24 protein-coding genes and 1 tRNA gene are annotated in these 22,643 nt (G+C 71.5%); 18 read left to right on the forward strand and 7 right to left on the reverse strand.

Going from position 1 to position 22,643, the window contains the following annotated elements:
• Window positions 1–140: 140 nt before the first annotated feature.
• The gene (locus tag ACIO5D_RS32560; protein ID WP_363603956.1) at window positions 141–335 is read right to left on the reverse strand and encodes a hypothetical protein; all 195 of its coding nucleotides are present in this window, start codon (window positions 333–335) and stop codon (window positions 141–143) included.
• 638 nt (window positions 336–973) lie between these two features.
• On the opposite strand from ACIO5D_RS32560, the gene ACIO5D_RS32565 reads away from it, so the two are divergent.
• The 3 genes from ACIO5D_RS32565 (at window position 974) to ACIO5D_RS32575 (ending at window position 2,869) form a co-directional block, all read left to right on the forward strand.
• Complete coding sequence (locus tag ACIO5D_RS32565; RefSeq protein WP_363603955.1) at window positions 974–1,921, forward strand: helix-turn-helix transcriptional regulator; 948 nt, start codon at window positions 974–976, stop codon at window positions 1,919–1,921.
• Window positions 1,884–2,018, forward strand: a complete 135-nt coding sequence (locus ACIO5D_RS32570) for a DUF397 domain-containing protein (RefSeq protein WP_363603953.1) — start codon at window positions 1,884–1,886, stop codon at window positions 2,016–2,018. The genes ACIO5D_RS32565 and ACIO5D_RS32570 overlap by 38 nt, the downstream gene beginning before the upstream one ends.
• Window positions 2,019–2,272: 254 nt before the next feature.
• A complete protein-coding gene (locus ACIO5D_RS32575) occupies window positions 2,273–2,869 on the forward strand; it encodes an HhH-GPD-type base excision DNA repair protein (RefSeq protein WP_363603952.1) in 597 nt (198 codons plus the stop codon).
• Window positions 2,870–2,940: 71 nt separating this feature from the next.
• Here the strand turns inward: ACIO5D_RS32575 and ACIO5D_RS32580 are convergent, their stop codons facing one another.
• A complete protein-coding gene (locus ACIO5D_RS32580; RefSeq protein ID WP_363603951.1) occupies window positions 2,941–3,153 on the reverse strand; it encodes a KTSC domain-containing protein in 213 nt (70 codons plus the stop codon).
• 66 nt (window positions 3,154–3,219) lie between these two features.
• Entirely contained in the window at window positions 3,220–4,770 is a 1,551-nt protein-coding gene (locus ACIO5D_RS32585) for an MFS transporter (RefSeq protein WP_400799654.1), read from the reverse strand.
• Window positions 4,771–4,863: 93 nt separating this feature from the next.
• Here ACIO5D_RS32585 and ACIO5D_RS32590 point away from each other — a divergent pair, with 93 nt between their 5' ends.
• Window positions 4,864–5,889: a helix-turn-helix transcriptional regulator gene (locus tag ACIO5D_RS32590; RefSeq protein WP_400653368.1), complete on the forward strand. Its 1,026-nt coding sequence runs from the start codon at window positions 4,864–4,866 to the stop codon at window positions 5,887–5,889.
• Here the strand turns inward: ACIO5D_RS32590 and ACIO5D_RS32595 are convergent.
• Window positions 5,867–6,385 carry a YbhB/YbcL family Raf kinase inhibitor-like protein gene (locus ACIO5D_RS32595; protein WP_400799609.1) on the reverse strand — a complete coding sequence of 173 codons (519 nt, stop codon included), beginning with the start codon at window positions 6,383–6,385 and terminating at the stop codon, window positions 5,867–5,869. The two genes, ACIO5D_RS32590 and ACIO5D_RS32595, sit on opposite strands and share 23 nt — an antisense overlap.
• A gap of 142 nt (window positions 6,386–6,527) precedes the next feature.
• On the opposite strand from ACIO5D_RS32595, the gene ACIO5D_RS32600 reads away from it, so the two are divergent.
• From ACIO5D_RS32600 to ACIO5D_RS32610, 3 genes are all read left to right on the forward strand, one after another.
• Window positions 6,528–7,265: a rhomboid family intramembrane serine protease gene (locus tag ACIO5D_RS32600; RefSeq protein WP_363603947.1), complete on the forward strand. Its 738-nt coding sequence runs from the start codon at window positions 6,528–6,530 to the stop codon at window positions 7,263–7,265.
• Window positions 7,266–7,424: 159 nt separating this feature from the next.
• Window positions 7,425–8,591 carry a hypothetical protein gene (locus ACIO5D_RS32605; protein WP_400799612.1) on the forward strand — a complete coding sequence of 389 codons (1,167 nt, stop codon included), beginning with the start codon at window positions 7,425–7,427 and terminating at the stop codon, window positions 8,589–8,591.
• A 91-nt stretch (window positions 8,592–8,682) separates the two neighbouring features.
• Window positions 8,683–9,690, forward strand: a complete 1,008-nt coding sequence (locus tag ACIO5D_RS32610; protein ID WP_400799615.1) for a hypothetical protein — start codon at window positions 8,683–8,685, stop codon at window positions 9,688–9,690.
• A gap of 63 nt (window positions 9,691–9,753) precedes the next feature.
• Here ACIO5D_RS32610 and ACIO5D_RS32615 read toward each other — a convergent pair whose 3' ends face one another.
• On the reverse strand, window positions 9,754–11,370 hold the full coding sequence (locus ACIO5D_RS32615; protein ID WP_400799618.1) for a helicase HerA-like domain-containing protein: 1,617 nt from the start codon (window positions 11,368–11,370) through the stop codon (window positions 9,754–9,756).
• Window positions 11,371–11,516: 146 nt separating this feature from the next.
• On the opposite strand from ACIO5D_RS32615, the gene ACIO5D_RS32620 reads away from it, so the two are divergent.
• Both ACIO5D_RS32620 and ACIO5D_RS32625 read left to right on the forward strand, forming a co-directional pair.
• On the forward strand, window positions 11,517–11,813 hold the full coding sequence (locus ACIO5D_RS32620; RefSeq protein ID WP_030061387.1) for a type II toxin-antitoxin system VapB family antitoxin: 297 nt from the start codon (window positions 11,517–11,519) through the stop codon (window positions 11,811–11,813).
• 263 nt (window positions 11,814–12,076) lie between these two features.
• The gene (locus ACIO5D_RS32625; protein WP_363603939.1) at window positions 12,077–12,748 is read left to right on the forward strand and encodes a LytR C-terminal domain-containing protein; all 672 of its coding nucleotides are present in this window, start codon (window positions 12,077–12,079) and stop codon (window positions 12,746–12,748) included.
• 91 nt (window positions 12,749–12,839) lie between these two features.
• Here ACIO5D_RS32625 and upp read toward each other — a convergent pair whose 3' ends face one another.
• Entirely contained in the window at window positions 12,840–13,475 is a 636-nt protein-coding gene (gene upp, locus ACIO5D_RS32630; protein WP_363603938.1) for a uracil phosphoribosyltransferase, read from the reverse strand.
• Between the two features lie 184 nt (window positions 13,476–13,659).
• On the opposite strand from upp, the gene ACIO5D_RS32635 reads away from it, so the two are divergent.
• The 8 genes from ACIO5D_RS32635 (at window position 13,660) to ACIO5D_RS32670 (ending at window position 18,831) form a co-directional block, all read left to right on the forward strand.
• Window positions 13,660–13,896 carry a hypothetical protein gene (locus tag ACIO5D_RS32635; RefSeq protein WP_363603936.1) on the forward strand — a complete coding sequence of 79 codons (237 nt, stop codon included), beginning with the start codon at window positions 13,660–13,662 and terminating at the stop codon, window positions 13,894–13,896.
• Window positions 13,897–14,106: 210 nt separating this feature from the next.
• A complete protein-coding gene (locus tag ACIO5D_RS32640) occupies window positions 14,107–14,652 on the forward strand; it encodes a hypothetical protein (protein WP_400653357.1) in 546 nt (181 codons plus the stop codon).
• 39 nt (window positions 14,653–14,691) lie between these two features.
• Window positions 14,692–15,285, forward strand: coding sequence for a nucleoside deaminase (locus ACIO5D_RS32645; RefSeq protein WP_400799621.1), 594 nt, complete (start codon window positions 14,692–14,694; stop codon window positions 15,283–15,285).
• Between the two features lie 83 nt (window positions 15,286–15,368).
• Window positions 15,369–15,458, forward strand: a tRNA-Ser gene (locus ACIO5D_RS32650).
• Window positions 15,459–15,942: 484 nt separating this feature from the next.
• Window positions 15,943–16,107: a hypothetical protein gene (locus ACIO5D_RS32655; RefSeq protein ID WP_363603933.1), complete on the forward strand. Its 165-nt coding sequence runs from the start codon at window positions 15,943–15,945 to the stop codon at window positions 16,105–16,107.
• Window positions 16,108–16,186: 79 nt separating this feature from the next.
• Window positions 16,187–16,480 (forward strand): Dabb family protein, encoded by a 294-nt coding sequence (locus ACIO5D_RS32660; protein ID WP_363603932.1) that lies wholly within the window; start codon window positions 16,187–16,189, stop codon window positions 16,478–16,480.
• 266 nt (window positions 16,481–16,746) lie between these two features.
• Entirely contained in the window at window positions 16,747–17,709 is a 963-nt protein-coding gene (locus ACIO5D_RS32665; RefSeq protein WP_400799624.1) for an RNA polymerase sigma factor SigF, read from the forward strand.
• 189 nt (window positions 17,710–17,898) lie between these two features.
• A complete protein-coding gene (locus tag ACIO5D_RS32670) occupies window positions 17,899–18,831 on the forward strand; it encodes an RNA polymerase sigma factor SigF (RefSeq protein ID WP_400653351.1) in 933 nt (310 codons plus the stop codon).
• Between the two features lie 39 nt (window positions 18,832–18,870).
• Here ACIO5D_RS32670 and ACIO5D_RS32675 read toward each other — a convergent pair whose 3' ends face one another.
• The gene (locus ACIO5D_RS32675) at window positions 18,871–19,821 is read right to left on the reverse strand and encodes a tyrosine-protein phosphatase (RefSeq protein WP_363603929.1); all 951 of its coding nucleotides are present in this window, start codon (window positions 19,819–19,821) and stop codon (window positions 18,871–18,873) included.
• Between the two features lie 412 nt (window positions 19,822–20,233).
• Here ACIO5D_RS32675 and ACIO5D_RS32680 point away from each other — a divergent pair, with 412 nt between their 5' ends.
• Window positions 20,234–22,594, forward strand: coding sequence for a hypothetical protein (locus tag ACIO5D_RS32680; protein WP_400653348.1), 2,361 nt, complete (start codon window positions 20,234–20,236; stop codon window positions 22,592–22,594).
• Window positions 22,595–22,643: the final 49 nt, after the last annotated feature.

Here is a 22,643-nt window from a genome sequence, read left to right on the forward strand (position 1 = left end):
CGAACGCGGATGAACGAGCACCGACCCGGGTGAACGAGATCGGACCCGGGCGGCCCGGGCGCACCCGGCGGAGCGAAACAGAAGGGCCGAAACAGAAAAGCCGGAGCGGAAAGGCGGACCGGTCCGGCGCGACGGGACACCTACCGCGCGTCGTCCTCCCCGCCGCGACGGCGGCTCCAGGCCGCCATCCAGTCCTGGCCCCAGGGAATGCCCACCATCAGCGCGGCCGCGTTCACCATCCACCAGACCAGGCGGCGCAGGCCCGGCTGGCCGGGGCCGACCAGGAGGGCCGCGACGGTGGAGATCCCGACGGAGGCTCCGACGACCAGCAGCACCGCCGCCACCTCCGCCCGGGCCGACGGCTCCGCGCCCGAACCCTCGGTCCGATCAGAGAGAAGGCGCGTTCGAGAGTGGCCTGGCGACGACGGAAGAGGTCCACGACTGTCACGGCGCTCGTCGGCCGTCATCCTGCCCAGCATGCTCATGGAGGAGACTCCTCGGGTTTCTCGGATCTTTCCGGGAAGGTCAGGACTTGGCGGCGGCCGGCTGCCGGCCGGCGGGCCGGAGTGGACCGAAGCGCCGCACGACGACGACGCCGGGCGACCGGCGGGCAGCCCCACCACTCACCATCCACGTCACCATCCACGCCCACGGCGCGGCGCCCCCGTGACACCCGAACCACCCGGACCACTCACACCGCCCGGACCACCCCACACCCCGACCCAAGACCAAGACCAAGACTGATTGTTCGTCATATCTACGCCACCCCCGTTCGTTGACGATCCACCCCGGATCCTCGACAGCCGGCCTTGTCTGCGGACATGCCATGTCACCCCGAAGGCGGCGCCCGTCACGCGGAAGCGGCAAAGTTTCGCCAATCCCTTGCGAATTGAGTGTCGTCCTGTGACCGTGTAATAACCAAGGGTTTCCGCAAGACCTTTCAGACACTCTTATGGCAGGGAGGTGGGCGCAGGTGGTACGCCGGAAGGCCGACACCGGCGATCGGCCGAGGACCTGGGGAGATGAACTCGCCTACTGGCGAAGCGCATCCGGTCTCCGCCAGGACGAACTGGCGAAGCTGATGAACATTCACCAGACACGCGTGTCCCAGTTCGAACTGGGCAAGTCGCCACCGACGCTCGAAGATGCCACAAGGTTCGACAACGCTTTGCACGCGGGCGGCCAACTGATCAGAAGCTATGAACTGGTCGCCCCCTACTTGCACGATTATCACCCGGACTGGTTCCAGGAGTTCGCGAAGTCCGAGGCCCAGGCGAGCGTGATTCGCGAGTTGCATACCGGCCGCGTCTCCGGACTGCTGCAAACCGAGAGCTACATGAGGGCCCTCTTCGCCGCCCACAACGAAAACCTGGGCACCGCGGAGATCGATGCGCTGGTGCAGGGGCGATTGGACCGACAGGAACGCCTTCTCCTGCCCCGCGACGCCCCGATACTCGTTTCGATCCAGGAACAGGCGACTCTGGAACGCGTGATCGGCGGCCCGGACGTCATGCTCGCACAACTGAATCATCTCCTGGCCAGAATGCGACGCCGCAATGTGGTCGTCCAGGTCCTTCCGTTCGACGCGGCCGCAAGCGCGCGAATGTCCGGGATGGTGCTGCTGGAGATGCCGTCCGGCCGCAGCCGCGTCTATTCCGAGAGCCTGACCCGGGGCCACTTCATCGACGAGCCCGAACAGGTTCGGAATTGGGCCGCCGACTACGATCGGATCAGGGCAGCGGCGCTGTCGGAAGCCGAGTCGGTCCGACTGATCCACCGCGTCATGAGAGGACTTCGCATCCATGTCCCAGGTGCCCGACCTGACGAACGCGACCTGGCGCAAGAGCAGCCACTCGGACGGAAACGGCGGCAACTGCGTCGAAGTGGCCCACGACTTCCCCCTCCTCGTCCCCGTGCGTGACAGCAAGGACCCCCACGGCCCCGCCCTCGCCTTCCCCTCCGATTCCTGGCGGGCCTTTCTCACCGGCCTCCACTCCGGCGACTTCGGCACGGTCTGAGCACGGTCCGAGCACGGTCCGAGTACCGCCCGCCGAACCGCCCGACGAACCGCCCCCGAACCGCCCGACGGACCACTCCGGGCGGGTCTAGCACAGAGGATGGATCGTTCTGCAACGAACCAACCAGTTATTTCAAGGTGTTGCCAGGTAAGCCGAACCCCGCCCACGGGCGTGTTGACCCCCTCCTCTCCTCCGCTGTCCACCAGACTGGACGGCGACCACCCGCGTCTCCACACTCCGAGAAGGGCCTGCCCATGAACGTCACCGTGCGGCTCGCGCAGCAGCCTGAGGCCGACGAACTGCTCGGGCGCAGCCCACTCGCCGCGCTCGTGGGGATGCTGCTCGACCAGCAGGTCCCGATGGAATGGGCGTTCACCGGCCCGCTGACGATCGCTCAGCGACTCGGCCACGAAGACCTCGACGCGCACGAGATCGCCGTCTACAACCCCGAGGCCTTCGTCGCCCTCCTCTCCGACAAGCCCGCCGTGCACCGTTATCCGGCCGCGATGGCCAAGCGGGTGCAACAGCTCTGCCAGTTCCTGGTGGCGCAGTACGACGGCGACGCGGCCGGCGTCTGGCGGGGCGCGGCGACCGGCAAGGAACTGCTGAGCCGCCTCAACGCCCTTCCCGGGTTCGGGAAGCAGAAGTCGCAGATCTTCCTCGCGCTGCTCGGCAAGCAGTACGGCGTGACGCCGGACGGCTGGCGCGAGGCGGCGGGCGCGTACGGCGAGGAGGGTTCGTACCGCTCGGTGGCCGACATCACCGGCCCGGAGACCCTGGAGAAGGTGCGCGCCCACAAGCAGGAGGTGAAGCGCGTCGCCAAGGAGGCCAAGGCCAAAGCCACCGCCTGAGACCTCACCCCGCGCCTAATCGCGGACCCGGGCCCGTGCCCCGGATCCCAGGCCCGCCGCCCCTGAGCCCCTCATGACACCCGCCGGTACACGTACCGCCCCCGGATCGCCCGGTTGAAGTACCGCCCGTGGCTCTCCGCCGCCATCAACTCCCGGTGCACCCGGGCCGGCACGTCCGCGTACGTGTACACGTGCCCGCCGGTGAACTCCAGCTCCAGCGCCCGCGCGGACCGGTCGTAGCCGACCGAGAGCAGGAGCGACGAGTCCACCGGCGTACGGTTCATGGCCTTCCCAGTGTGTGCACGGGGGCCCCGGCCGCGCATCGCGACCGGGGCCCCCGAGCACCCGCCTCAGATCAGAACCGGCGTCTGCTCCACGTCCGCCGTCGGCTCGCCGGAGGCCGCCCCGGAGGCCGGCTCGGACCCCGCCGCCGCACCCGCCGCGGCGCCCGCCCCGGAGGCCGCCGCGCCACCCGTCCGCTTCGGCAGCGCGAACATCAGCAGGAACACCACCGTCAGCACCCCCACGACCCACCACAGCGCATGGACGAACGCCCCGCTGAACGCCGTCCCCACCGCGTCCGGAGCCGGCGCCTCGTCTATCGCGCCGAAGAACGCCACCGAGACCAGCCCGAGACCCAGCGCCAGCCCCAGCTGGTTGACGGTGTTGATCAGCCCGGACGCCGACCCGGCGTGCTCACGCGGCACCTCCGCCAGCACCGCGTCCGTGATCGGCGCGACGATCAGCCCCATCCCGAGGCCCATCACCACCAGCGGCAGCACCATCTGCCAGGCGGTGATGGCCGTCCCGTACCGCTCGGCCTCCCAGATGTACGTGACCACGCCGGCCGCCATCACCAGCGCGCCGCTCTGGAGCACCTTCCGCCCGAACCGCGGCACCAGCTTCTGCACGGACAGCCCGGCCGCCGTCGAGACCGCGATCGAGAACGGGATACCCGTGGTCCCGGCCTTCAACGGGCTCCAGCCGAGGCCGATCTGCATGTACAGGGTCCAGACCAGGAAGAAGATCCCGGTGACCACGCCGAAGGTCAGCTGCACCCCGATGCCGGCCGCGAAGCTCTTCACCCGGAACAGCGACAACTCGACCAGCGGCGAGCCGTCCCGCCGCGTCTTGACCCGCTCGTAGGCGACGAACAGCGCGAACACCGGCAGGCTCCCGGCCATCGAGAGGTGGCCCCAGAGCGGCCAGCCGGCCTCCCGGCCGTGCGTCAGCGGGTAGAGCAGCATCAGCAGGCCCACGCTGGCCAGTACGGTGCCGAGCAGGTCCAGCCGCAGCGCCTGCTCCGCCCGCGACTCCCCGATGAAGCGGCGGCCCAGCAGCAGCCCGGCCACCCCGACCGGCAGGTTGATCAGGAAGATCGGCCGCCAGCCGAGGCCGAACAGATCCCACTCCGTCAGCAGCGCGCCGATCAGCGGGCCGGAGACGGCGCCCAGGCCGACGATCGCGCCGAACAGGCCGAACACCTTGCCGCGCTCCTCCGCCGGGAAGGTCGCATGGATGATCGACAGCACCTGCGGCACCATCAGCGCGGCCGTCCCGCCCTGCAGGACCCGCGTCGCGACCAGCATCTCGGCGCCGGTCGCCAGACCGCAGAGCGCCGAGGCGATCGTGAAGCCGCCGATTCCGATCAGGAACAGCCGCTTGCGACCGTAGATGTCACCCAGCCGGCCGCCGGTGATCAGGCCGATCGCGAAGGCCAGGGCATACCCGCCGGTCACCCACTGGATGGCGCTGAAGGAGGCGCCGGTGTCCTCCTGGATGCTCGGTATCGCGACGTTCACGATGGTGACGTCCACCAGGTCCATGAAGGAGGCGGTCATCACGATCGCCAGGGCGATCCACCTCCGCCGGTCGACCGCCGCCGGGTCCTTCGTCCTCATTCGCTGCTCCTCGTTCTCGCTCTTCGGCACGTCGGTGACGATAGGGGGGATATAGGCCAGATCCTGACCTACTTGTCCGGCATCCTGGACGGTATGACCGACACCCCGGCGCGGCTGCTGAGCCTGCTCTCCCTCCTCCAGACCCCGCGCGAGTGGCCCGGCAGCGAGCTGGCCGAGCGCCTCCAGGTCAGCCCGCGGACGATCCGCCGGGACATCGACCGGCTGCGCGAGCTGGGCTACCCGGTGCAGGCCACGATGGGCGCCGTCGGCGGCTACCGGCTGGTCGCGGGGACGGCGATGCCGCCGCTGCTGCTGGACGACGAGGAGGCGGTGGCCATCGCGGTCGGGCTGCGGGCGGCGGCCGGGCACGCCGTGGCCGGGATCGAGGAGGCGTCGGTCCGTGCCCTGGGCAAGCTGCTCCAGGTCCTGCCGGGCCGGCTGCGGCAGCGGGTCGGCGCGCTGAACACGGCCACCGTGCCGCTGCTCAGCGGGGACGGGCCGACCGTCGAGCCGGAGGACCTCACCGTGCTCGCCAACGCCGTGACCAACCGGGAGCGGCTGCGCTTCGGCTACCGGGCCGGCGACGGTGCCGAGACCAGGCGCCAGGTGGAGCCCAACCGCCTGGTCTCGGCCGGCCGGCGCTGGTACCTGGTGGGGTACGACCTGGACCGGGACGACTGGCGGCTCTTCCGGGTGGACCGGATCAGCGAACCGTTCGCGACCGGCGCCCGGATCACCCCGCGCGAACTGCCCGCCGAGGACGCGGCGGCCTATGTGGCGAGCAAGCTCCGCCGGCTCGCTCCGACGCACACCCTGGTGGCGACCCTGCACCTGCCCGCCGCCGAGGCAGGGCGCTGGTTGAACCGCCACGGCGACTGCGAGATCGAACCGATCGACGAGCACAGCTGTCGGCTCCGCTCCAGGGCGGACTCACTGGAGTGGCTGGCGATGCGGCTGCTGATGCTCGGCTGCGAGTTCGAGGTCCACGAGCCTCCGGAGATGTCCGCCCTTCTGCGCGAGCTGGCCGCCCGCGCCGCCCGCGCCGGACGGGCGGGCGACCAGGCGGGCGACCAAGCAGACGACCGGGCCGACAGCCTCAGACGCCGAACTCGGCCGTGATCACCGCGCGGGCCAGCGTGTGGAAGGTGATGTTGAAGCCGACCTGGGCCGGCGGGATGTCGGCGGCGACATCCAGCGCGTCCACGTCCAGGGCGTGCACGGCGAACGCGTACCGGTGCGCCGGCCCGGGCGGCGGGGCGGCGCCGTCGTACTTGTTGGCCGGGAAGTCGTTGCGGGCGTGGAAGGAGGCCTCGCCGGGCAGGTCGGCGTCCGAGGCACCGGCGCCGCGCGCCAGGCCGGCGGTGTCGGCGGGCAGGTTGAGCGCCAGCCAGTGCCACCAGCCGGAGCCGGTCGGGGCGTCCGGGTCGAAGCAGGTGACGGCGATGCTCCGGGTGCCCTCCGGCAGGCCCGACCAGGCCAGCTGCGGCGAGAGGTCGCCGCCGGAGTAGCGGAACTCCTCGGCCAGCTCGCCGCCTTCGGTGATGTCCTCACTGGTCAGTTCGAAGGACGGCACCTGCGGCAGGAACTCGTACGGCAGCGGCGGACGAACGCTCATGGATGATCACCTCTCGACAGGCTGGCTGTTGCTGAAGACCGGGCCGGGGGACCGGCCGAGGGCCGGGCCGAAGATCGGGCCGGATGACGCGCCTCACTTTAGGGGGTGCGGGCCGGATCGGGCTCGGCCTAGAGTCGGCACCATGGCCTCGGACGACCGCACCGGTTCCCCACTCCCCCTCGACCCCGCGCGCATGATCGCCGATGCGCGCCGGGCACTCTTCACGATGGTCGGCGTGATGGCCGTCGTCTGGGCGTTGCAGCTGGTGAACTGGCTGGACGACTACGGCCTGAGCAGGGACTACGGCGTCATGCCGCAGCAGATCGACCGGCTGCCGAACGTGGTCACGGCGCCCTTCCTGCACTGGAACTGGGCCCATCTGGAGGCCAATTCGGGGCCGCTGTTCGTCTTCGGCTTCCTGGCGGCCTACCGGGGGGTCAAGAAGTTCCTCGGGCTGACCCTGCTGGTCGCGCTGACCAGTGAGCTGACGGCCTGGATCTTCGACAAGCCGAACTCCATCGGCGTCGGCGCGAGCGGCGTGGTCTTCGGGTACTTCGGCTACGTGGTGCTGCGCGGGCTCTTCGACCGCAACCTGATCGACACGCTGATCGGCCTGGTGCTGGGCGCCTCCTACGCCTACATGGTCACCGGCGCGCTGCCGGGCGTCGCTCCGGGGATCAGCTGGGCGGCCCACCTCGGCGGTCTGGTCGGCGGCTTCGCGGGCGCCTGGATCTTCCGGGACCGTGGCCCGAAGCCCGCCGACGGCAAGGCGGCCGCTCTCCCGACGCGGTCCGGCGCCGCCGGCAGCGGTGCTCCCACCAGCGGCGCCCCCGGTTCCAACGCCGCCCTGCTCAAGGAACTGGACGACCTCGGCCTCTGAACGCCGACCGCTCTCCTCGGGCCGCCCCCCTCGGGCTGCCACCCTCACGCCGCTGACCTCGGGCGACGCCGCCCGCGCCCGTCTCCGCCAGGTATAGACCAATCCACACCCGGCGGCTAGCGTGAGAGGGCACCCGTCCCCCTGCTCCGGAGCCGCACCGTGGAGTCGTCCGTCCTCGCCTTCGCCACCGACCTGCTCGACGAGGGCGCCGACACCTTCTTCGGCAACCTCACCGCCCGGGCCGGGGTGGGCGGCGTCACCCTCGCCTCCGTCTACCACGAGGCCAGGGACGTCTTCCCGCACAACCCGCACCGGGTGATCCGCTACCTGGAGCCGGGCGCCGCCTACTTCCGCCCCGACCCGGCGCGGTGGACCGGCCGACGGCTGCGGCCCGTCCCCTCCACCGCGATCGGCGACCGCGACCCCTTCGCCGAGGCCGCCGCCGAGGCGCGGCGCCGCGGGCTGAAGCTGCACGCCTGGACGGTGTTCTGCCACAACGACCGGCTCGGCTTCGAACACCCGGACTGCGCGCCCGCCAACGCCTTCGGCGACCGCCACCTCACCGAGCTCTGCCCGGCCAATCCGGAGGTCCGCGAGTACGCGGTGACGCTGGTCGCCGAACTGGCCCGCTACGGCGTGGACGCGATCCGGGCCGAGTCGCTGCACTTCCACGGGCTGCGCCACGGCTACCACCACGAGCGCTACTTCGAGGAGCTGGGCCCGGTCGCCGAGGCGCTGCTCGGCATCTGCTTCTGTGACCACTGCCGGACCGCCGCCACCCGCGCCGGCGTGCCCGCCGACGAGGTGGCCGAGGCCGTCCGGGGCGAGTTGCGCCGCCGGCTGGCCGACGACGCCGCGGCCGCCGAGCCGGGTGCGCTGGACGAGCTGGCGGGCGGCGGCCTGGCCGCCTACGTCGACGCCTCCGCCGCGACCGTGACCTCGCTCGCCGCCGAGGTGGCCGAGGCCGCGGAGCGGTACGGCATGCGGCTGAGCTTCATGGACGGCGGCGGCCCCGGCAAGGGCTGGCTGTCGGGCATCGACCTGCCCACGCTCGCCAAGGCCGCCCACCAGATCGAGACGCTCGGCTACGCGAAGACCCCGGAGGCCGTCCGCGAGAAGATCGCCGCCTTCGCTCTGCACGGCGTCCGCCCGCAGGACATGGCGGTCATCCTCCGGCCGATGGCCTCGGACTGCGACGGCCCCGCCAACCTCGCCGCCAAGATCGCCGCCCTCCGTGAACTGGGGGTGCCGGAGGTCGAGTTCTACAACTACGGCCTGATGCGGCTCTCCTCGATGGACCGGATCGGCGCCGCTCTGGCCGGATAACGCCCCTGGTCAGCGCAATCCGCCCTGGCCATGTCAAGGTTGAGAATCTAGGCTCCCCCTCGTTGTGATCTTCCAACGAGGGGGAGCCCCCATGCCACCGTCGAACGGCCGGATCAGCCGCCGCACACTCATGACCGGAGCCGCGGGCACCGCCGGAGCAGCCCTGGCCGCCTCGGTCTCCACCGGCGAGGCTGCCGCCGCCTCGACCACCCCCGAAGCCACTGCCGCCGCAACCGCCGTCCCCGCGCCCAACCCGTACCCGCTCAAGCCACCGCACCAGATCGAGGCCGAGACGCTGATCGACCACCTGCGGCTGCGCCCCTGGAGCCACAACGCCAACCAGTACAAGACCGCGGGCGAGTTCGACGACGTCCACACCAGCGTGACCTGGGGCACGGCCGGCCATCCGGAGGAGTTCTCCAACCTCTCCCAGTGCTCGTCCTTCCTCACCCTGGTGCTCCAGCGCGCCTACGGCGGCACCGTACCGGTCGGCTCCCCCGACCGCCCGCTCCCCTGGCCGGCCGCCAACTACGGCTGGGCGACCCGGGAGTACTTCCAGCGCTACTTCCGGACGGACCGGCCCTTCCCGACCGCCGAGCTGTTCCAGCAGGGCTTCGCGAACGCGGCCGACATCCCGCACCTCACCGCCGTCACCAAGCCGGTCAACCTGCGCCCGGGCGACCTGGTCGCCCTCGACTACGACCCGGCCTCGACCACCACCCCGTACACCGGACACATCGTCATGATCCGGGAACGCAGGGGCACCTGGCCCGACCCGGTGGACGCACAGGTGGGCGCCGGCGTGGTCCCGTACATCTTCGAGATCATCGACTGCACCAGCGACCCGCACGGCAACCCGAAGCCGAGCGGCGCCACGGAGCTCTACCGCGCCTTCCCGGACACCCGGATCGAGGAGAGCGCCGACCCGAGCGGCCAGCCGGTCTGGACGGAGCACAACGGCGCCGGCTACGGCCACATGATCTTCTACGCGGACGCCGCCACCAAGCTGTTCGCCGGCTACCGCTGGAGCGTCAACTCGTCGACGCCCCGCAGGATCGCCGACCGACCGATCTCGGCGGCCCGCGTCTACCTGGGCTGACCCGCACGGCCACCCACGCCCCGGCCGGGTCGAAGCCGCCGCGCACCCGTGCCGGACGGCCGGTCACCGCCGGCGTTTGGACGTCCCGAACAGGCTCCGCGAGATCTCCCGCCCGAGCTGCGTCCCGGCCGTGCGGGCAAAGGACTTGAGCGCCGGGCTGCTCAGCAGCGAGCCGAGCAGCCCGCCGCCCTCCGGCTCCGCCCCCTTGCGGGACGCCGGCCGCCCGGTCCGCCCGGCCCCCGGCTCCGGGGCCGGCACCGGCGCGGGTTCCGGCCGGGCCGCCCGGGCGGCCAGCTTCTCGTACGCCGACTCCCGGTCGATCGCGTCCTTGTAACGGCCCGTCAGTTCGGATCGGTCCACCAGCGCCTGCAGCGCGGCCGGTTCGACCGGTCCCATCAGCGACCGCGGCGCCCGCAGCCGGGTGGCCGCCACCGGTGTCGGCGCGCCCTTCTCGGAGAGCACGGTGACCACGGCCTCACCGGTACCGAGCGAGGTCAGCACCTCGCTCAGCTCGTACGCCGACCGGGGGAAGGTGGAGACGGTCGCCCTGAGCGCCTTGGCGTCGTCCGGTGTGAAGGCGCGCAGCGCGTGCTGCACCCGGTTGCCCAGCTGGGCGAGCACATCGGCCGGAACGTCCTTCGGCGTCTGGGTGACGAAGAAGATCCCCACCCCCTTCGAGCGGATCAGCCGCACGGTCTGGGTGATCGCCTCCAGGAAGGCCTTGGACGCGCCCTTGAAGAGCAGGTGCGCCTCGTCGAAGAAGAACACCAGTTTGGGCTTGTCCAGGTCCCCGACCTCAGGCAGTTCCTGGTAGAGGTCGGCGAGCAGCCACATCAGGAAGGTGGAGAAGAGCCGGGGCCGGTCCTGCACCGCGGGCAGCTCCAGCACCGAGACCACACCCCGCCCGTCCGGCGCGGTCCGCAGCAGTTCGGCGGTGTCGAACTCGGGCTCCCCGAAGAAGGCCCCGGCGCCCTCGTTCTCCAGCATGGTGAGCGAACGCAGGATCACCCCCGCCGTCGCCGCCGAGAGGCCGCCGATGCCCTTCAGCTCCTCCTTGCCCTCGGGCGAGGTCAGGAAGGTGATGACGGCGGTGAGGTCCTTGAGGTCGTCCAGCTCCAGCCCGCCGCGGTCGGCGTAGTGGAAGACCAGACCGAGCGAGGACTCCTGGGTCTCGTTCAGGTCCAGCACCTTGGCGAGCAGCAGCGGCCCGAAGCTGGTGACGGTGGCCCGGATCGGGATGCCCGCGCCCCGGCCGCCGAGCGAGAAGAACTCCGTCGGGCAGCCCCGCGCCGACCAGTTCTGGCCGACCTCGGCCGCGCGGGCGGCGGTGCGCGCGCTCGGCGTGCCGGGTGCGGCGACCCCGGAGACATCGCCCTTGACATCGGCGAGGAAGACCGGGACGCCCTGCTCGCTGAGCTGTTCCGCGATCAGCTGGAGGGTCTTGGTCTTTCCGGTGCCGGTGGCGCCCGCGACCAGCCCGTGCCGGTTGAGCACGCCGAGCGGGATCCGCACCTGGGCGTCCGGGTAGGCGGTGCCGTCCAGCAGCACCGCGCCGAGGTCGAGGGCCGGTCCGGGGAAGGCGTACCCGGCGGCGATCTCCCGGACGGCGGGCGGCACCACCGCCGGCGGGGCCGCGGCGGGCGGATTGGGGGCGGAGGACGGCGGCTCGGCGGTGGACATCGGGGCACACTCCCGGGCAGAACAGGGACGACGTTCGCGACATTTCCCATGAAACAGCCGCAATCGCCCGCTCGCAGCTCACACGGGAGCGCGTGGCGGCGCCACGGCTGCTGCGCCGGCCGCCGCCCTAACGGTAGGCTTTCCGTGTGATCTTCAAGCGCATCGGCAATGGGCGGCCGTACCCGGATCACGGCCGGACCAGCACCCGCCAGTGGGCGGACGTCGCCCCGCGTCCGGTGCGGCTGGACCAGCTGGTGACCACCAAGGGACAACTGGACCTGGAAACACTCCTGGCGGAGGACTCCACCTTCTACGGAGACCTCTTCGCCCACGTCGTGAAGTGGCACGGCGACCTCTACCTGGAGGACGGGCTGCACCGCGCCGTACGGGCCGCGCTGCAACAGCGGCAGGTACTGCACGCCCGCGTCCTCGAAATGGAGTGACGGGTCCCGCCCGCACAACCCCCGTACCGCCCTCCGGCCACCTCCGGAGGGCGGTCTACTCATACGCCGGTACCTCCTTTCGGGTACCGACGTACTCCAGATGATGATCGTTTAGTACCTTCGCAGGCGTACGGCACTAATCTGCTGACTACGGCCGCGACCCGCGGCGAACTCCCACCTTCCGGGCGGGATTCGCCCCCACGCGTCGGCCGGACCCGTCACTCGAACCCCGCCCCGGCACGAGGGGGAGACAAACCGTGAGCATGTTGACTCCCCAAGGCCTGAAGGGGAAGCAGTACCGCATCACCGGCAACGCCTATCCGCGGCTGGGCCGGCCGCCGAAGAAGAGCCGCAAGGTACTGGCCCTGATCGGTGCTCTGCTCGCGCTGGCCCTGATCGGCCTCGGCGGTGTCCAGCTCTGGGACATCTTCAGCGGCAAGGGCAGGAACGCCTCCGCCCAGGCCTGCGAAACCCCCTCCGGCAAGGCGCTGGCCGCACCGGCCCAGGACGCCTCCCCGGACGCGCCCGGCGCCTCCGCCGCACCGGCCGACCCGCACGCCATCCCGCAGCCCGCCACCGTCACGGTGAACGTCTACAACGCCACCGCCAAGGCCGGGCTGGCCGCCCGGACCGCCGAGGAGCTGAAGAAGCGCGGCTTCGCCATCGGCAAGGTCGGCAACGCGCCCGCCGAACTGGACAAGAAGGTGCCCGGCACCGCCCAGGTGATCGCCGGCCCGGCCGGGGTGGGCGCGTCCACCCTGCTCGGCTCACAGATCGCCGGCGCCACCACCACGGCCGACGCCCGGACCGACGCCACCGTGGACTTCGTGATCGGCGACAGCTACAACGCCCTGCTGGACGAGACCCAGGCCGCCGCCGCCCTGGCCCTCGCCACCAAGCCCACCCCGGCCCCCAGCACCACGGGCAGCTGCTGAGCCCCGGCCCGCACCCCGCGCTCGAACGGACGAGAGCCCCCCGGCCGGCCGGGGGGCTCTCGTGTGTCCGAGGACGAGGTGGAAGAGGTGCTCAGCCCGCGGTGCCGTACAGGCGGTCGCCCGCGTCGCCGAGGCCGGGAACGATGTAGCCGTTCTCGTTGAGCCGCTCGTCGACGGCGGCGGTGACGACGGTGACCGGCATCCCGGCCAGTTCCTTCTCCATCACCGCGACGCCCTCGGGGGCGGCCAGCAGCACGACGGCGGTGACATCGGTGGCGCCCCGCTCGATCAGCATCCGGATCGCCGCGACCAGCGTGCCGCCGGTGGCCAGCATCGGGTCGAGCACGTACACCTGGCGGCCGGAGAGGTCGTCCGGCATCCGGGTGGCGTAGGTGGAGGCCTCCAGGGTCTCCTCGTTGCGCACCATGCCGAGGAAACCCACCTCGGCGGTCGGCAGCAGCCGGGTCATCCCGTCCAGCATGCCCAGGCCGGCCCGGAGGATCGGCACCACCAGCGGGCGGGGGTAGCTCAGCCGGGTGCCGGTGGTGACCGCCACGGGCGTGGTGATCTCCACCTCGTCGGTGCGGACGTCCCGGGTGGCCTCGTACGCGAGGAGGGTCACCAGCTCGTCGGTGAGGCGACGGAAGGTCGGTGAGTCGGTGCGCTCGTCGCGCAGGGTGGAGAGCTTGTGGGCGACCAGGGGGTGGTCGACGAGGTGGATCCGCATGTCTCGACGATAGCCCGGGACCGGACACCCGTACGACACGCCGCGACCCGCCCGGATGACCCGGCGGCCGACCCGGTGCCCCGCCGGGCTCACTCAGTCATGACACGCCGTGACGCACCGAGAAGGTGAGGACGGAAAGGCCTCCTGTGGTATCAATCGGGCCGATTTGGGAATGTGACCTCTTATGACGAGCAACCCGAGGACCGGGGACGGCTCGGCGGACGAGCCCACGGGCCCGTCGGGCGGCCTCTCGGCCCCGCCCCCGGACCATCCGGAGACCGAGGCGGAACGCCGCAAGCGGCGGGCCGTGTTCCTGCGCGAACTCGCCGAGGCACGCGAGCTGCGCGAGCGGGTCCAGCCCCGGCGGACCAAGGAACGCCGCATGCGCGAAGCCATGCGGATGCGAACCTTCCGAATCTGACGGGCCCGACGGCCGTCCACCGGCTCCCGGCCGGCGCTTCCGACACGACCTGCAAAGACGCGCTGCAGAACACCCCCCGCAAAGGCGGGCTTTCTGTCACGATTCCGATGGGACGGTCCGAACAGCGGACCGCCTCTGGCGCGGGGGCGGCCAGATTCCGCGTTGCCCAAACGCGCCGACAGCCGAGACCGAGATCTGGGAGTGTCCCTGGTGGCGTACTTCGCTGCAGTGCTTGCTCGCACCGAGGACGGGTGGGATGTGAGCGAGACGGAGCTCGACGACGTCGAAACCCTGGCCGATCTGGCGGATCTCGCCCGCGCGGCCTCGCAGGGCGACGACAGCGTCCTGGTCTTCATCGAACAGGAGGATGCCTGGTTCGCCATCGTCCGGGTGGACGGTGAGGAGGATCCTCGAATCTTCGTGTCGGACGGCGCCGCGGCCGCCCGCAGTTCCTACGGCTCCGTCCTCACCGACGAGCTGGTCGACCAGGCCGGCGAGAGCGAGTTCGGCGACCTCGACAACCTGGTCGCCGAGCTGGAGGACGAGACGGAGGCGCAGGAGGAGGACGAGGAGGAGGCCGCCCTGCGGGGCGGCGTCCCGGTCGGCCCGCTCGGCGACGCCCACCTGCTCACCGAGTTCGGGCTCTCCTCCGACGAACTGCTGGCCCTCAGCGGCGAGGGCGCGGTGCCGGGCGACGCCCTGGAGGAGATCGCCGAGGCCCTCGGCTGCGGCGAGGTCCTGGAGGCGGTCCGGTAGCGGCCGGTGCCCACCGCCGGATGCCGGACACTGGATGCCATGCAGTCCGCCTCCGCCCCGCAGACAGACCCGCAGCCAGACCTCCAGCAGATAGCCGCGCGGATAGCCCCGCTGCCCGCCCCCGTCCGCCCCGACCCGGTCCGTGACCGCTGGGCGGCGCCGATGCGCCTCGCCATCGCCGAGGCCGCGCTGGCGCCGGCCACCGGGGACGTCCCGGTCGGGGCGCTCGTCCTGGGCCCGGACGGCGAGGTGATCGGACGCGGCCACAACGAGCGCGAGGCGGTCGGCGACCCGACCGCGCACGCCGAGGTGGTCGCGATCCGGCAGGCTGCCGAGAACCTGCGGACGGCCGCCCGCGCCACGCCCGGCGGACGGCGCGAGGGCGAGTGGCGGCTGACCGGCTGCACACTGGTCGTCACCCTGGAGCCCTGCACCATGTGCGCGGGCGCCATCGTGCTGTCCCGGATCGACCGGGTGGTCTACGGCGCCCTCGACGAGAAGGCCGGTGCGGCCGGCTCGCTCTTCGACGTGATGCGCGACCGCCGGCTCAACCACCGCCCCGAGGTGATCCGGGGCGTCCTCGCCGAGGAGTGCGGCGCGCAGCTGCGCGGGTTCTTCGACACCCACCGCTGACGCCCACCACTGACACCCGCCGTTGAACGGGCGCCCCGATACGGATTTCGTGACGGCGCCACCCGTCCGGTAGAGTTCCCCTCGGTAGCGTGTCCGAGCGGCCAAAGGAGCACGCCTCGAAAGCGTGTGTGGGGGCAACTCCACCGTGGGTTCGAATCCCACCGCTACCGCCAGCATCACGAAGGGCCCCGACCGGAGACGGTCGGGGCCCTTCGTCGTTCCACCGTTCGTTCCGCGCCACGCCGGTGCGCCGCGCCGACCGCCGGACATGGAAAAGCTCCGTACCCGGGGCCGATGACCACCAACGCCCGGCGAGTACGGAGCCTGGAGGGGGAGCGGTTCGGGGGGATGACCGCTCCCCCGGGCGGAGTCCCACAACCGGGGCCGCGTCGGGGGGGAGTCGCGGCGCCCGGTCCCACAGCGGGGAACTCCGGATCCACGTGCCGGGGGATTCCTGCCAGATCCTCGGCACATCACCCATCCTGCTTCACCACCCGCCTCCGGGCACCCGGAGAAAGGCCCCACTCACGGGGACCTTCGTCCCGCCGGGTGAACGCGTCGCACACTTGATGGGCCGTCCGGTGGATAAGCTGCCACTGCAGAGGGACGTTCGGGGACCGAATGGCGGCGACCCACGGCAGGGAGGAAGGTCATCAGATGGCGCAGGCGAAGAAAATCGGCATGGTTCTCCTGCTCATCTTCGTGCTCTACACGATCATCACCTCGCCGACCCGGGCCGCCGAGCTCGTGCAGCTGGGGTTCGAGGGGATCTCGAACGCGGCCAAGGCGGTCGGCACCTTCATGACCGGGCTGGTGAAGTAGCCGGGGTCGCTCGTTCGGCCCCGGGGGCACCGGCTACGGTGGGCGGGACCCTCAAACCCCGTCCGCTAGGAGCGGCATCGTGATCCGGCACCTGGTCCTGTTCAAGCTCAACGAAGGCGTCGGCAAGGACGACGAGCGCGCGGTCGCCGGCGCCAAGGCGTTCGAGGCGCTCGGCTCGGTCATCCCCGAGCTGCGCGAGTGGGAGTGCGGCTGGAACACCACCGACCGTGACATCGCCTACGACTACGCGATCAACAGCCTGGTCGAGGACCGCGAGACGCTGCAGTCCTACATCGCCCATCCGGCGCACCAGGCCGCGGCCGGCCAGTGGCGCGAGTTCGCCACCTGGGTGATCGCCGACATCGAGGTCTGATCCCGGAGCACCCCCCGGACGGCCTGCGGCGCCCTGCCCGAGACCCGGGCGGGGCGCCTCGCCCTGTCCGCGAACGCCCCTCCGGGCACCCTCCGCCGGGCCCGGCGCGGCGCCGGCCCGGCACCAACACACCTCAGCGCGGTGCTTGCCCGCCTGCGCCCGCCTTGTGATGCTATGACCGGTTTTGCCGGACATGGCGAGGTGGTGAAACGAGACGCGACACCCGCTCCGCAGGTCCCATCATTGTCGACTTCGGGAGGGGTGACGTGTCCGTGCGGACACCAGGGAGTGCGCCGGGCACCGGCACCGGACCATCCGCCGCGCAGCCACCTGCGCAACCACCTGCGCAACCCCCCGCGCAGGCCGCCGTACGCCCGGTGGCACAGCCCGGGGACGAGGTGCTGGCCGCCGTCATCGGCCCGGCCGGCGAACTGCGGCCGGACGGCCTGCGCGGCCCCGGCGGCCGCCCCGTCGTGGACGTCCGGACCCTGACCCGGGTGCTGTTCGAGCGGCTCGCCGAGCTGCCCCCGGACACCCCCGAACGGGAGCGGGTCAGGGCCGCGCTGATCGAGGTCAACATCCCGCTGGTCCGCTACGCGGCCACCCGCTTCCGCAGCCGCAGCGAGCCGATGGAGGACGTGGTCCAGGTCGGCACGATCGGCCTGATCAACGCGATCGACCGGTTCGACCCGACCCGGGGGGTGCAGTTCCCGACCTACGCGCTGCCGACCATCCTCGGGGAGATCAAGCGGTACTTCCGGGACAACGTCCGCACCATGCACGTACCACGCCGGCTCCAGGAGCTCTGGGTGCAGGTCAGCGGGGCGATGGAGGAGCTGACGGTGGTCCACGGGCGGGCGCCCAAGGTGCCCGAGATCGCCGCCAGCCTGCGCATCCCGGAGGAGGACGTCCGGGCCTGCCTCGCCGCCGGACGGGCGTACAACGCGGCCTCACTGGAGGCGGCGCAGGAGCACGAGGGCGGGCTCGCCCTGCTCGACCGGCTCGGCTACGAGGACTCGGCGCTGGCCGAGGTCGAGCACCGGGACATGGTCCGCCACCTGCTGGTCCAGCTGCCGGAGCGGGAGCGGCGGATCGTCATGCTGCGATTCTTCGCCAACCTGACGCAGTCGCAGATCAGTACCGAGCTGGGGATGTCCCAGATGCATGTCTCACGGCTGCTCTCACGCATCCTGACCCGGCTTCGGACCGGCAACTCCTGGGAGGAGTAGGCCCCGCAAACCCGCCGGAACCCGGCGAACCGACCGGCCGGATCAAGATTGCTGCGCGTTACCGAGGCGTGACATCTTGCGACGTTCGGGTTTGCCGTGGACCGTGTTCCGGTATGGAGGGGGAGGGCGTCGCCGGGAACCACCGCGCGACGGCACCCGTTCAACTGTCAGTCACGAGGGGGTGGGTGCATGTCCGGCGAACTGGGCACTGCGGAGATCCACGCTGGTCAGGCCAATGGCACGGCGGTCGCCGTCGACCGGATCCCGCTCCAGCGGGGCCCGGCCGCACCGCCCGGGACCGGCCCGGAGCCCGAGGCCGTTCCGGGAGCCGCGCCCGCTCCGGAGGCACCACCCGGCGCCGGGCTGGACACCCGGACGCTCTCCCGCTCGCTCTTCCTGCGGCTGGCCGCCCTGGAAGCCGGCAGCGAGGAGCACACGTACGTCCGCGACACCCTGATCGAGCTCAACCTGCCGCTGGTCCGGTACGCCTCGGCGCGTTTCCGCAGCCGCAACGAGCCGATGGAGGACATCGTCCAGGTCGGCACGATCGGCCTGATCAAGGCGATCGACCGGTTCGACCCGGAGCGCGGGGTGGAGTTCCCCACCTTCGCGATGCCCACCGTGGTCGGCGAGATCAAGCGCTTCTTCCGGGACACCAGCTGGTCGGTCCGGGTGCCGCGGCGGCTCCAGGAGCTGCGGCTGGCGCTCACCAAGGCCGGCGACGAGCTGGCCCAGCGGCTGGACCGCTCCCCCACCGTCGCCGAGCTGGCTGGCTGCCTCGGCGTCAGCGAGGAGGACGTGGTCGAGGGCCTGGCGGTGGGCAACGCGTACACCGCCAGCTCGCTGGACTCCAGCCCGGGCGAGGAGGACGGCGACGGCCCGCTGGCCGAGCGGCTCGGCTACGAGGACCTCGCCCTGGAGGGCGTGGAGTACCGGGAGTCGCTGAAGCCGCTGCTGGCCAAGCTGCCGCCGCGCGAGCGCCGGATCATCATGCTGCGGTTCTTCGGCAACCTCACCCAGTCTCAGATCGGCGAGGAGATCGGCATCTCCCAGATGCACGTCTCCAGGCTGCTGACCAAGACCCTCACCCAGCTGCGCGAGGGCCTGATCAGCGAGGGCTGAACCGACGGCCGGGCCGGGGCGGGCGGGCTCCCGGCCGGCCTACGGCTCCAGCAGGTTGGCGCGCAGGCCCGCCAGCACCTCGTCGTCCAGCCCCAGGCCGTCCTGCCAGAACTTGTCGAAGGTGACCCAGCCCGAGGCGACCTCCTCGAAGGCCGCCTCCAGGTAACAGCGCTCCGCCCGGAAGACCGGGAGCAGCAGCTCCGGCTCCCGCATCAGACCGCGGGTGCCGAAGCCGTCCACGACGGCCTCCACGATCGCGGCGGAGCGCTCGTTGGTCAGCAGGTAGTCGGCGAAGACCGTCTCGCGGTCCACCCCGAGAGCGGTGAGCAGGACGGCCGCCGTCCAGCCGGTGCGGTCCTTGCCGGCCGAGCAGTGGAACAGCAGCGGTGGCCCGTCCGGCGCGGCCAGCAGGCGCAGCACGGTGGCGAAGCGCTCGCGGGCCACCGGGTCGGTGACGAACCAGCGGTAGAGGCCGGTCATCATGGCGGTGGCCCGGCCGTCGCCGAGCAGCGCGCGCTGTCTCTCCGGGCTGCGGTCGGCCAGGGCGTCGCGCAGCGCGACGTAGATGTCGAAGTGGGCGGCGAAGACCGGCAGATGGTGCAGGGTCACACCGTCCGGGGTGGTGCGCTCGACGGTGATCGGGGTGGCGGACAGCTCGGCGGCCGCGATCTCGGCGACCGGCAGGCCGGGGATGCGGTCCGGTCCGGCCTCGCGGACCTCGTCGAGGCTGCGCAGATCGACGACCTGGCGCAGGCCGAGCACCCCGAGCAGGCGGAGGTCCTCGTCGGTGAGCCGGTTGAGGCCGTCGCTGCGCAGGGCGACGCCGTGCCGCAACCGCCGGCCGTCGGCCGTCCGGTAGCCGCCGAGGTCACGGGCGTTGACGGCCCCGCGCAGGCCGAGGGTCCGGGCGGCCTCGGCCGCCCGCGCCGACGGCTGCGTCGTTTTCCCGGCGTGCTGGATTGCGGGGGTCTCGGTCTGCTGCTCGGTCACGCGACGGCCTCCATTGGATATTCGGGCTCCGGCATGGCACAAGCCGCCGGATATTGCATGAACCTGCCCACTGGAAGCGGCAGATGTGCAAGAGTGTCATGCGCGACGCCGCCAGTGTAGGGTGCCGCCGAACCGCCTCCGCCATACGATGCGTGACCAGCGGTAACACTCCGGCTCCGGTCTTTAATTTTCAATTCGTTATTTGCGCAACCAGTGCGGTTCCGGCCACAATCGGCGCCTCCATGGCATCGCCATGAACGTTGGTAACAGATTCGCTGCACTCCCGCCTTTTCGGTCCCAATCGGGGCGGAGTCTCCACCAGGATGGGCGCGGGCAGTCTGCTGCCCCGCGAACAGCGACAGGGCAGGCGAGTGCCGAGCAGCGGAGCGCTCTGCCCAGGGGAGGAACACACATGGGTCGAGCGACCCGAAGAGTTGCCGTCTGCGCGGCGGCCGTGCTGCTGGCCGGTGGCCTGCAGACGTCCCTCGCACACGGTGTCACCACGGCCCCCAGGATCGACCTCACGGTCCTGGTGATCGACGACGGCGGGCCCGCGACGGCGGCCATCGCCGCCGAGCTGAAGAGCCAGGGCACGCCCTACAAGCTCATCAACCTCAACGACGCCAACCGCCCGGTGATCGACGCCGCGTTCCTCAGCGACACCGTCAACGGGCAGCCGCGCGGGAAGTTCCAGGGCGTCGTGATGCCCAACGACAACCCGTTCGCGGCCGGGTCGGCCGAGATGGCGGCCCTCGCCACCTACGAGGCCGCCTTCGGCGTCCGCCAGGTCGACGCCTACACCTACGCCCGCCCGGACGTCGGTCTCAACTGGGCCCAGAACCCCGGCTACATGGGCAGCCTCGACGGCTTCCAGGCGGCGGTCACCACCGCCGGCACCGCCGGCCCGTTCGGCTACCTCAAGGGCGCCGTCCCGTTCGAGGACAACGACCCGGCGGTCAGCGAGAGCTACGGCTACCTGGCCACCCCGCTCGGCTCGCTGCCGGCCGGCGCGTCCTTCACGCCGCTGGTCGACGTGCCGATCCCGGGCTCCACCGCCCGCGGCTCGCTGGTCGGCGAGTACAGCCACGACGGCCGCAAGGAACTGGTCGTCACCTTCGTCTACAACCAGTACCAGCAGCAGTACCGGCTGCTGGCACGCGGCATAGTCGACTGGATAACCCAGGGCGTCCACCTCGGCTACGACCGCAACTACTTCGCGGCCCACGTGGACGACGTCTTCCTGGCCGACGACCGCTGGGACACCGTGCTCAAGTGCACCCCCGGTGACGTCACCTGCCCGCCCGGCACCCCCGAGACGGCCAACCCGATCCGGATGACGACCGCCGACGCGCAGCACGCCAAGCAGTGGCAGACCGACAACGACTTCACCATGGACATGGTGTTCAACGGCGGCGGCAGCGAGGACTGGAAGGCCGACCACAACACCACCACCGACCCGGTGGTGAACCAGATGATCGCCGACCAGACCAGCTACCGGTGGATCAACCACACCTACACGCACCCGTACCTGGGCTGCCTGCAGGACGTCTCGGTGGTGCCGTGGAAGTGCACCAAGAACGCCTCCGGCAGCACCGTCTGGGTCGACCAGGCCACCATCTCGTCCCAGGTCAAGAACAACATCGACTGGGCCGCGGCGCACAGCCTGGGCATCGATAAGACAGAGCTGGTCACCGGTGAGCACTCCGGCCTGCTGACCGCTCCCCAGGAGACCAGCGACAACCCGTACCTGGCGCCCGCGCTGGCCGCCAACGGCGTCAAGTGGACGGCCAGCGACGCCTCCCGCGAGTCCGCCCAGCGGGCCGTCGGCTCGTCCGTGCTGACCGTGCCGCGTTACCCGATGAACGTCTTCTACAACGCCGGCACGGCGAAGGAGCAGACGGACGAGTACAACTGGATCTACACCAGCACGGCGAACGGCGGCAGCGGCGTCTGCGAGAACAACGCCAACTCCACCTGCCTGCCCACGCCGCTGGACGTCAACACCGGCTACCAGTCGTACATCGTGCCGCTGGAGGCCCGGATCGACCTCGGCCACGTGCTGAGCAACGACCCGCGGCCGCACTTCGTCCACCAGTCGAACCTGTCCGAGGACCGGATCGTCTACCCGGTGCTGGAGAAGGTGCTCTCCACCTACCGTTCGCTGCACGCCGACAACGCGCCGATCGTGAACCTGCCGCAGCGCGAGATCGGCGCGGAGTTCCAGCGCCGCGCGGCCTGGAACACGGCCCTCGCCTCCGGCCAGGTCACCGCCTACCGGGTCGGCGAGACCGTCACGGTGGTCGCCCCGACCGGCGTCCAGGTCCAGGCCACCATGCCGGCCGGCACCACCCAGACGATGACCATCGGGTCGGCCGCGTTCGGCACCGCGTACGCCGGTACGCTGTCCGGCTGGGTGAAGCCCGGTCAGCTGCAGAGCAGTGTCACGCTCAAGCTGACCGCGGCCGGAACCCCGGCGGCCCCGGCCGTCGCCGCGCCGTCCGCCGCCGCCAAGGCGGTGCCGGCTCCGGCGCCGGCCGACAAGAAGGTGGTGCCCCAGGGCACCGTCGACGCCGTCCCGGCCGGCCCGGGCGACACCGCCCGGACCGACGCCCCGACGCTGGTCCCCGGCAGCGGGGCTCCGGTGGCGGGCAAGGGCGTCGTCACGAGCAGCAGCACCAACGGCAACGCCAAGGGCGGCGCCAAGGGCGGTCAGGCCTCCGGGGGGAAGGCCGAACCCGCCAGGAAGACCGCCGGCCAGCCCGGCACCCGCTAACAGGTGATACCGGTGGTGGGGGCGGGCCGTCCCCCGGCCCCACCACCGG

The sequence above is a fragment of the Kitasatospora sp. NPDC087315 genome (assembly GCF_044744345.1).
Taxonomy (GTDB): domain Bacteria; phylum Actinomycetota; class Actinomycetes; order Streptomycetales; family Streptomycetaceae; genus Kitasatospora.

Bases quoted from the DNA above. Each gene is read 5' to 3' on its own strand.
- ACIO5D_RS32575 (WP_363603952.1), top strand. From the start codon at position 2,273: ATGAACGTCACCGTGCGGCTCGCGCAGCAGCCTGAGGCCGACGAACTG.
- ACIO5D_RS32580 (WP_363603951.1), bottom strand. From the start codon at position 3,153: ATGAACCGTACGCCGGTGGACTCGTCGCTCCTGCTCTCGGTCGGCTAC.
- ACIO5D_RS32585 (WP_400799654.1), bottom strand. From the start codon at position 4,770: ATGAGGACGAAGGACCCGGCGGCGGTCGACCGGCGGAGGTGGATCGCC.
- ACIO5D_RS32590 (WP_400653368.1), top strand. From the start codon at position 4,864: ATGACCGACACCCCGGCGCGGCTGCTGAGCCTGCTCTCCCTCCTCCAG.
- ACIO5D_RS32595 (WP_400799609.1), bottom strand. From the start codon at position 6,385: ATGAGCGTTCGTCCGCCGCTGCCGTACGAGTTCCTGCCGCAGGTGCCG.
- ACIO5D_RS32600 (WP_363603947.1), top strand. From the start codon at position 6,528: ATGGCCTCGGACGACCGCACCGGTTCCCCACTCCCCCTCGACCCCGCG.
- ACIO5D_RS32610 (WP_400799615.1), top strand. From the start codon at position 8,683: ATGCCACCGTCGAACGGCCGGATCAGCCGCCGCACACTCATGACCGGA.
- ACIO5D_RS32615 (WP_400799618.1), bottom strand. From the start codon at position 11,370: ATGTCCACCGCCGAGCCGCCGTCCTCCGCCCCCAATCCGCCCGCCGCG.
- ACIO5D_RS32625 (WP_363603939.1), top strand. From the start codon at position 12,077: ATGTTGACTCCCCAAGGCCTGAAGGGGAAGCAGTACCGCATCACCGGC.
- upp (WP_363603938.1), bottom strand. From the start codon at position 13,475: ATGCGGATCCACCTCGTCGACCACCCCCTGGTCGCCCACAAGCTCTCC.
- ACIO5D_RS32635 (WP_363603936.1), top strand. From the start codon at position 13,660: ATGACGAGCAACCCGAGGACCGGGGACGGCTCGGCGGACGAGCCCACG.
- ACIO5D_RS32645 (WP_400799621.1), top strand. From the start codon at position 14,692: ATGCAGTCCGCCTCCGCCCCGCAGACAGACCCGCAGCCAGACCTCCAG.
- ACIO5D_RS32655 (WP_363603933.1), top strand. From the start codon at position 15,943: ATGGCGCAGGCGAAGAAAATCGGCATGGTTCTCCTGCTCATCTTCGTG.
- ACIO5D_RS32670 (WP_400653351.1), top strand. From the start codon at position 17,899: ATGTCCGGCGAACTGGGCACTGCGGAGATCCACGCTGGTCAGGCCAAT.
- ACIO5D_RS32680 (WP_400653348.1), top strand. From the start codon at position 20,234: ATGGGTCGAGCGACCCGAAGAGTTGCCGTCTGCGCGGCGGCCGTGCTG.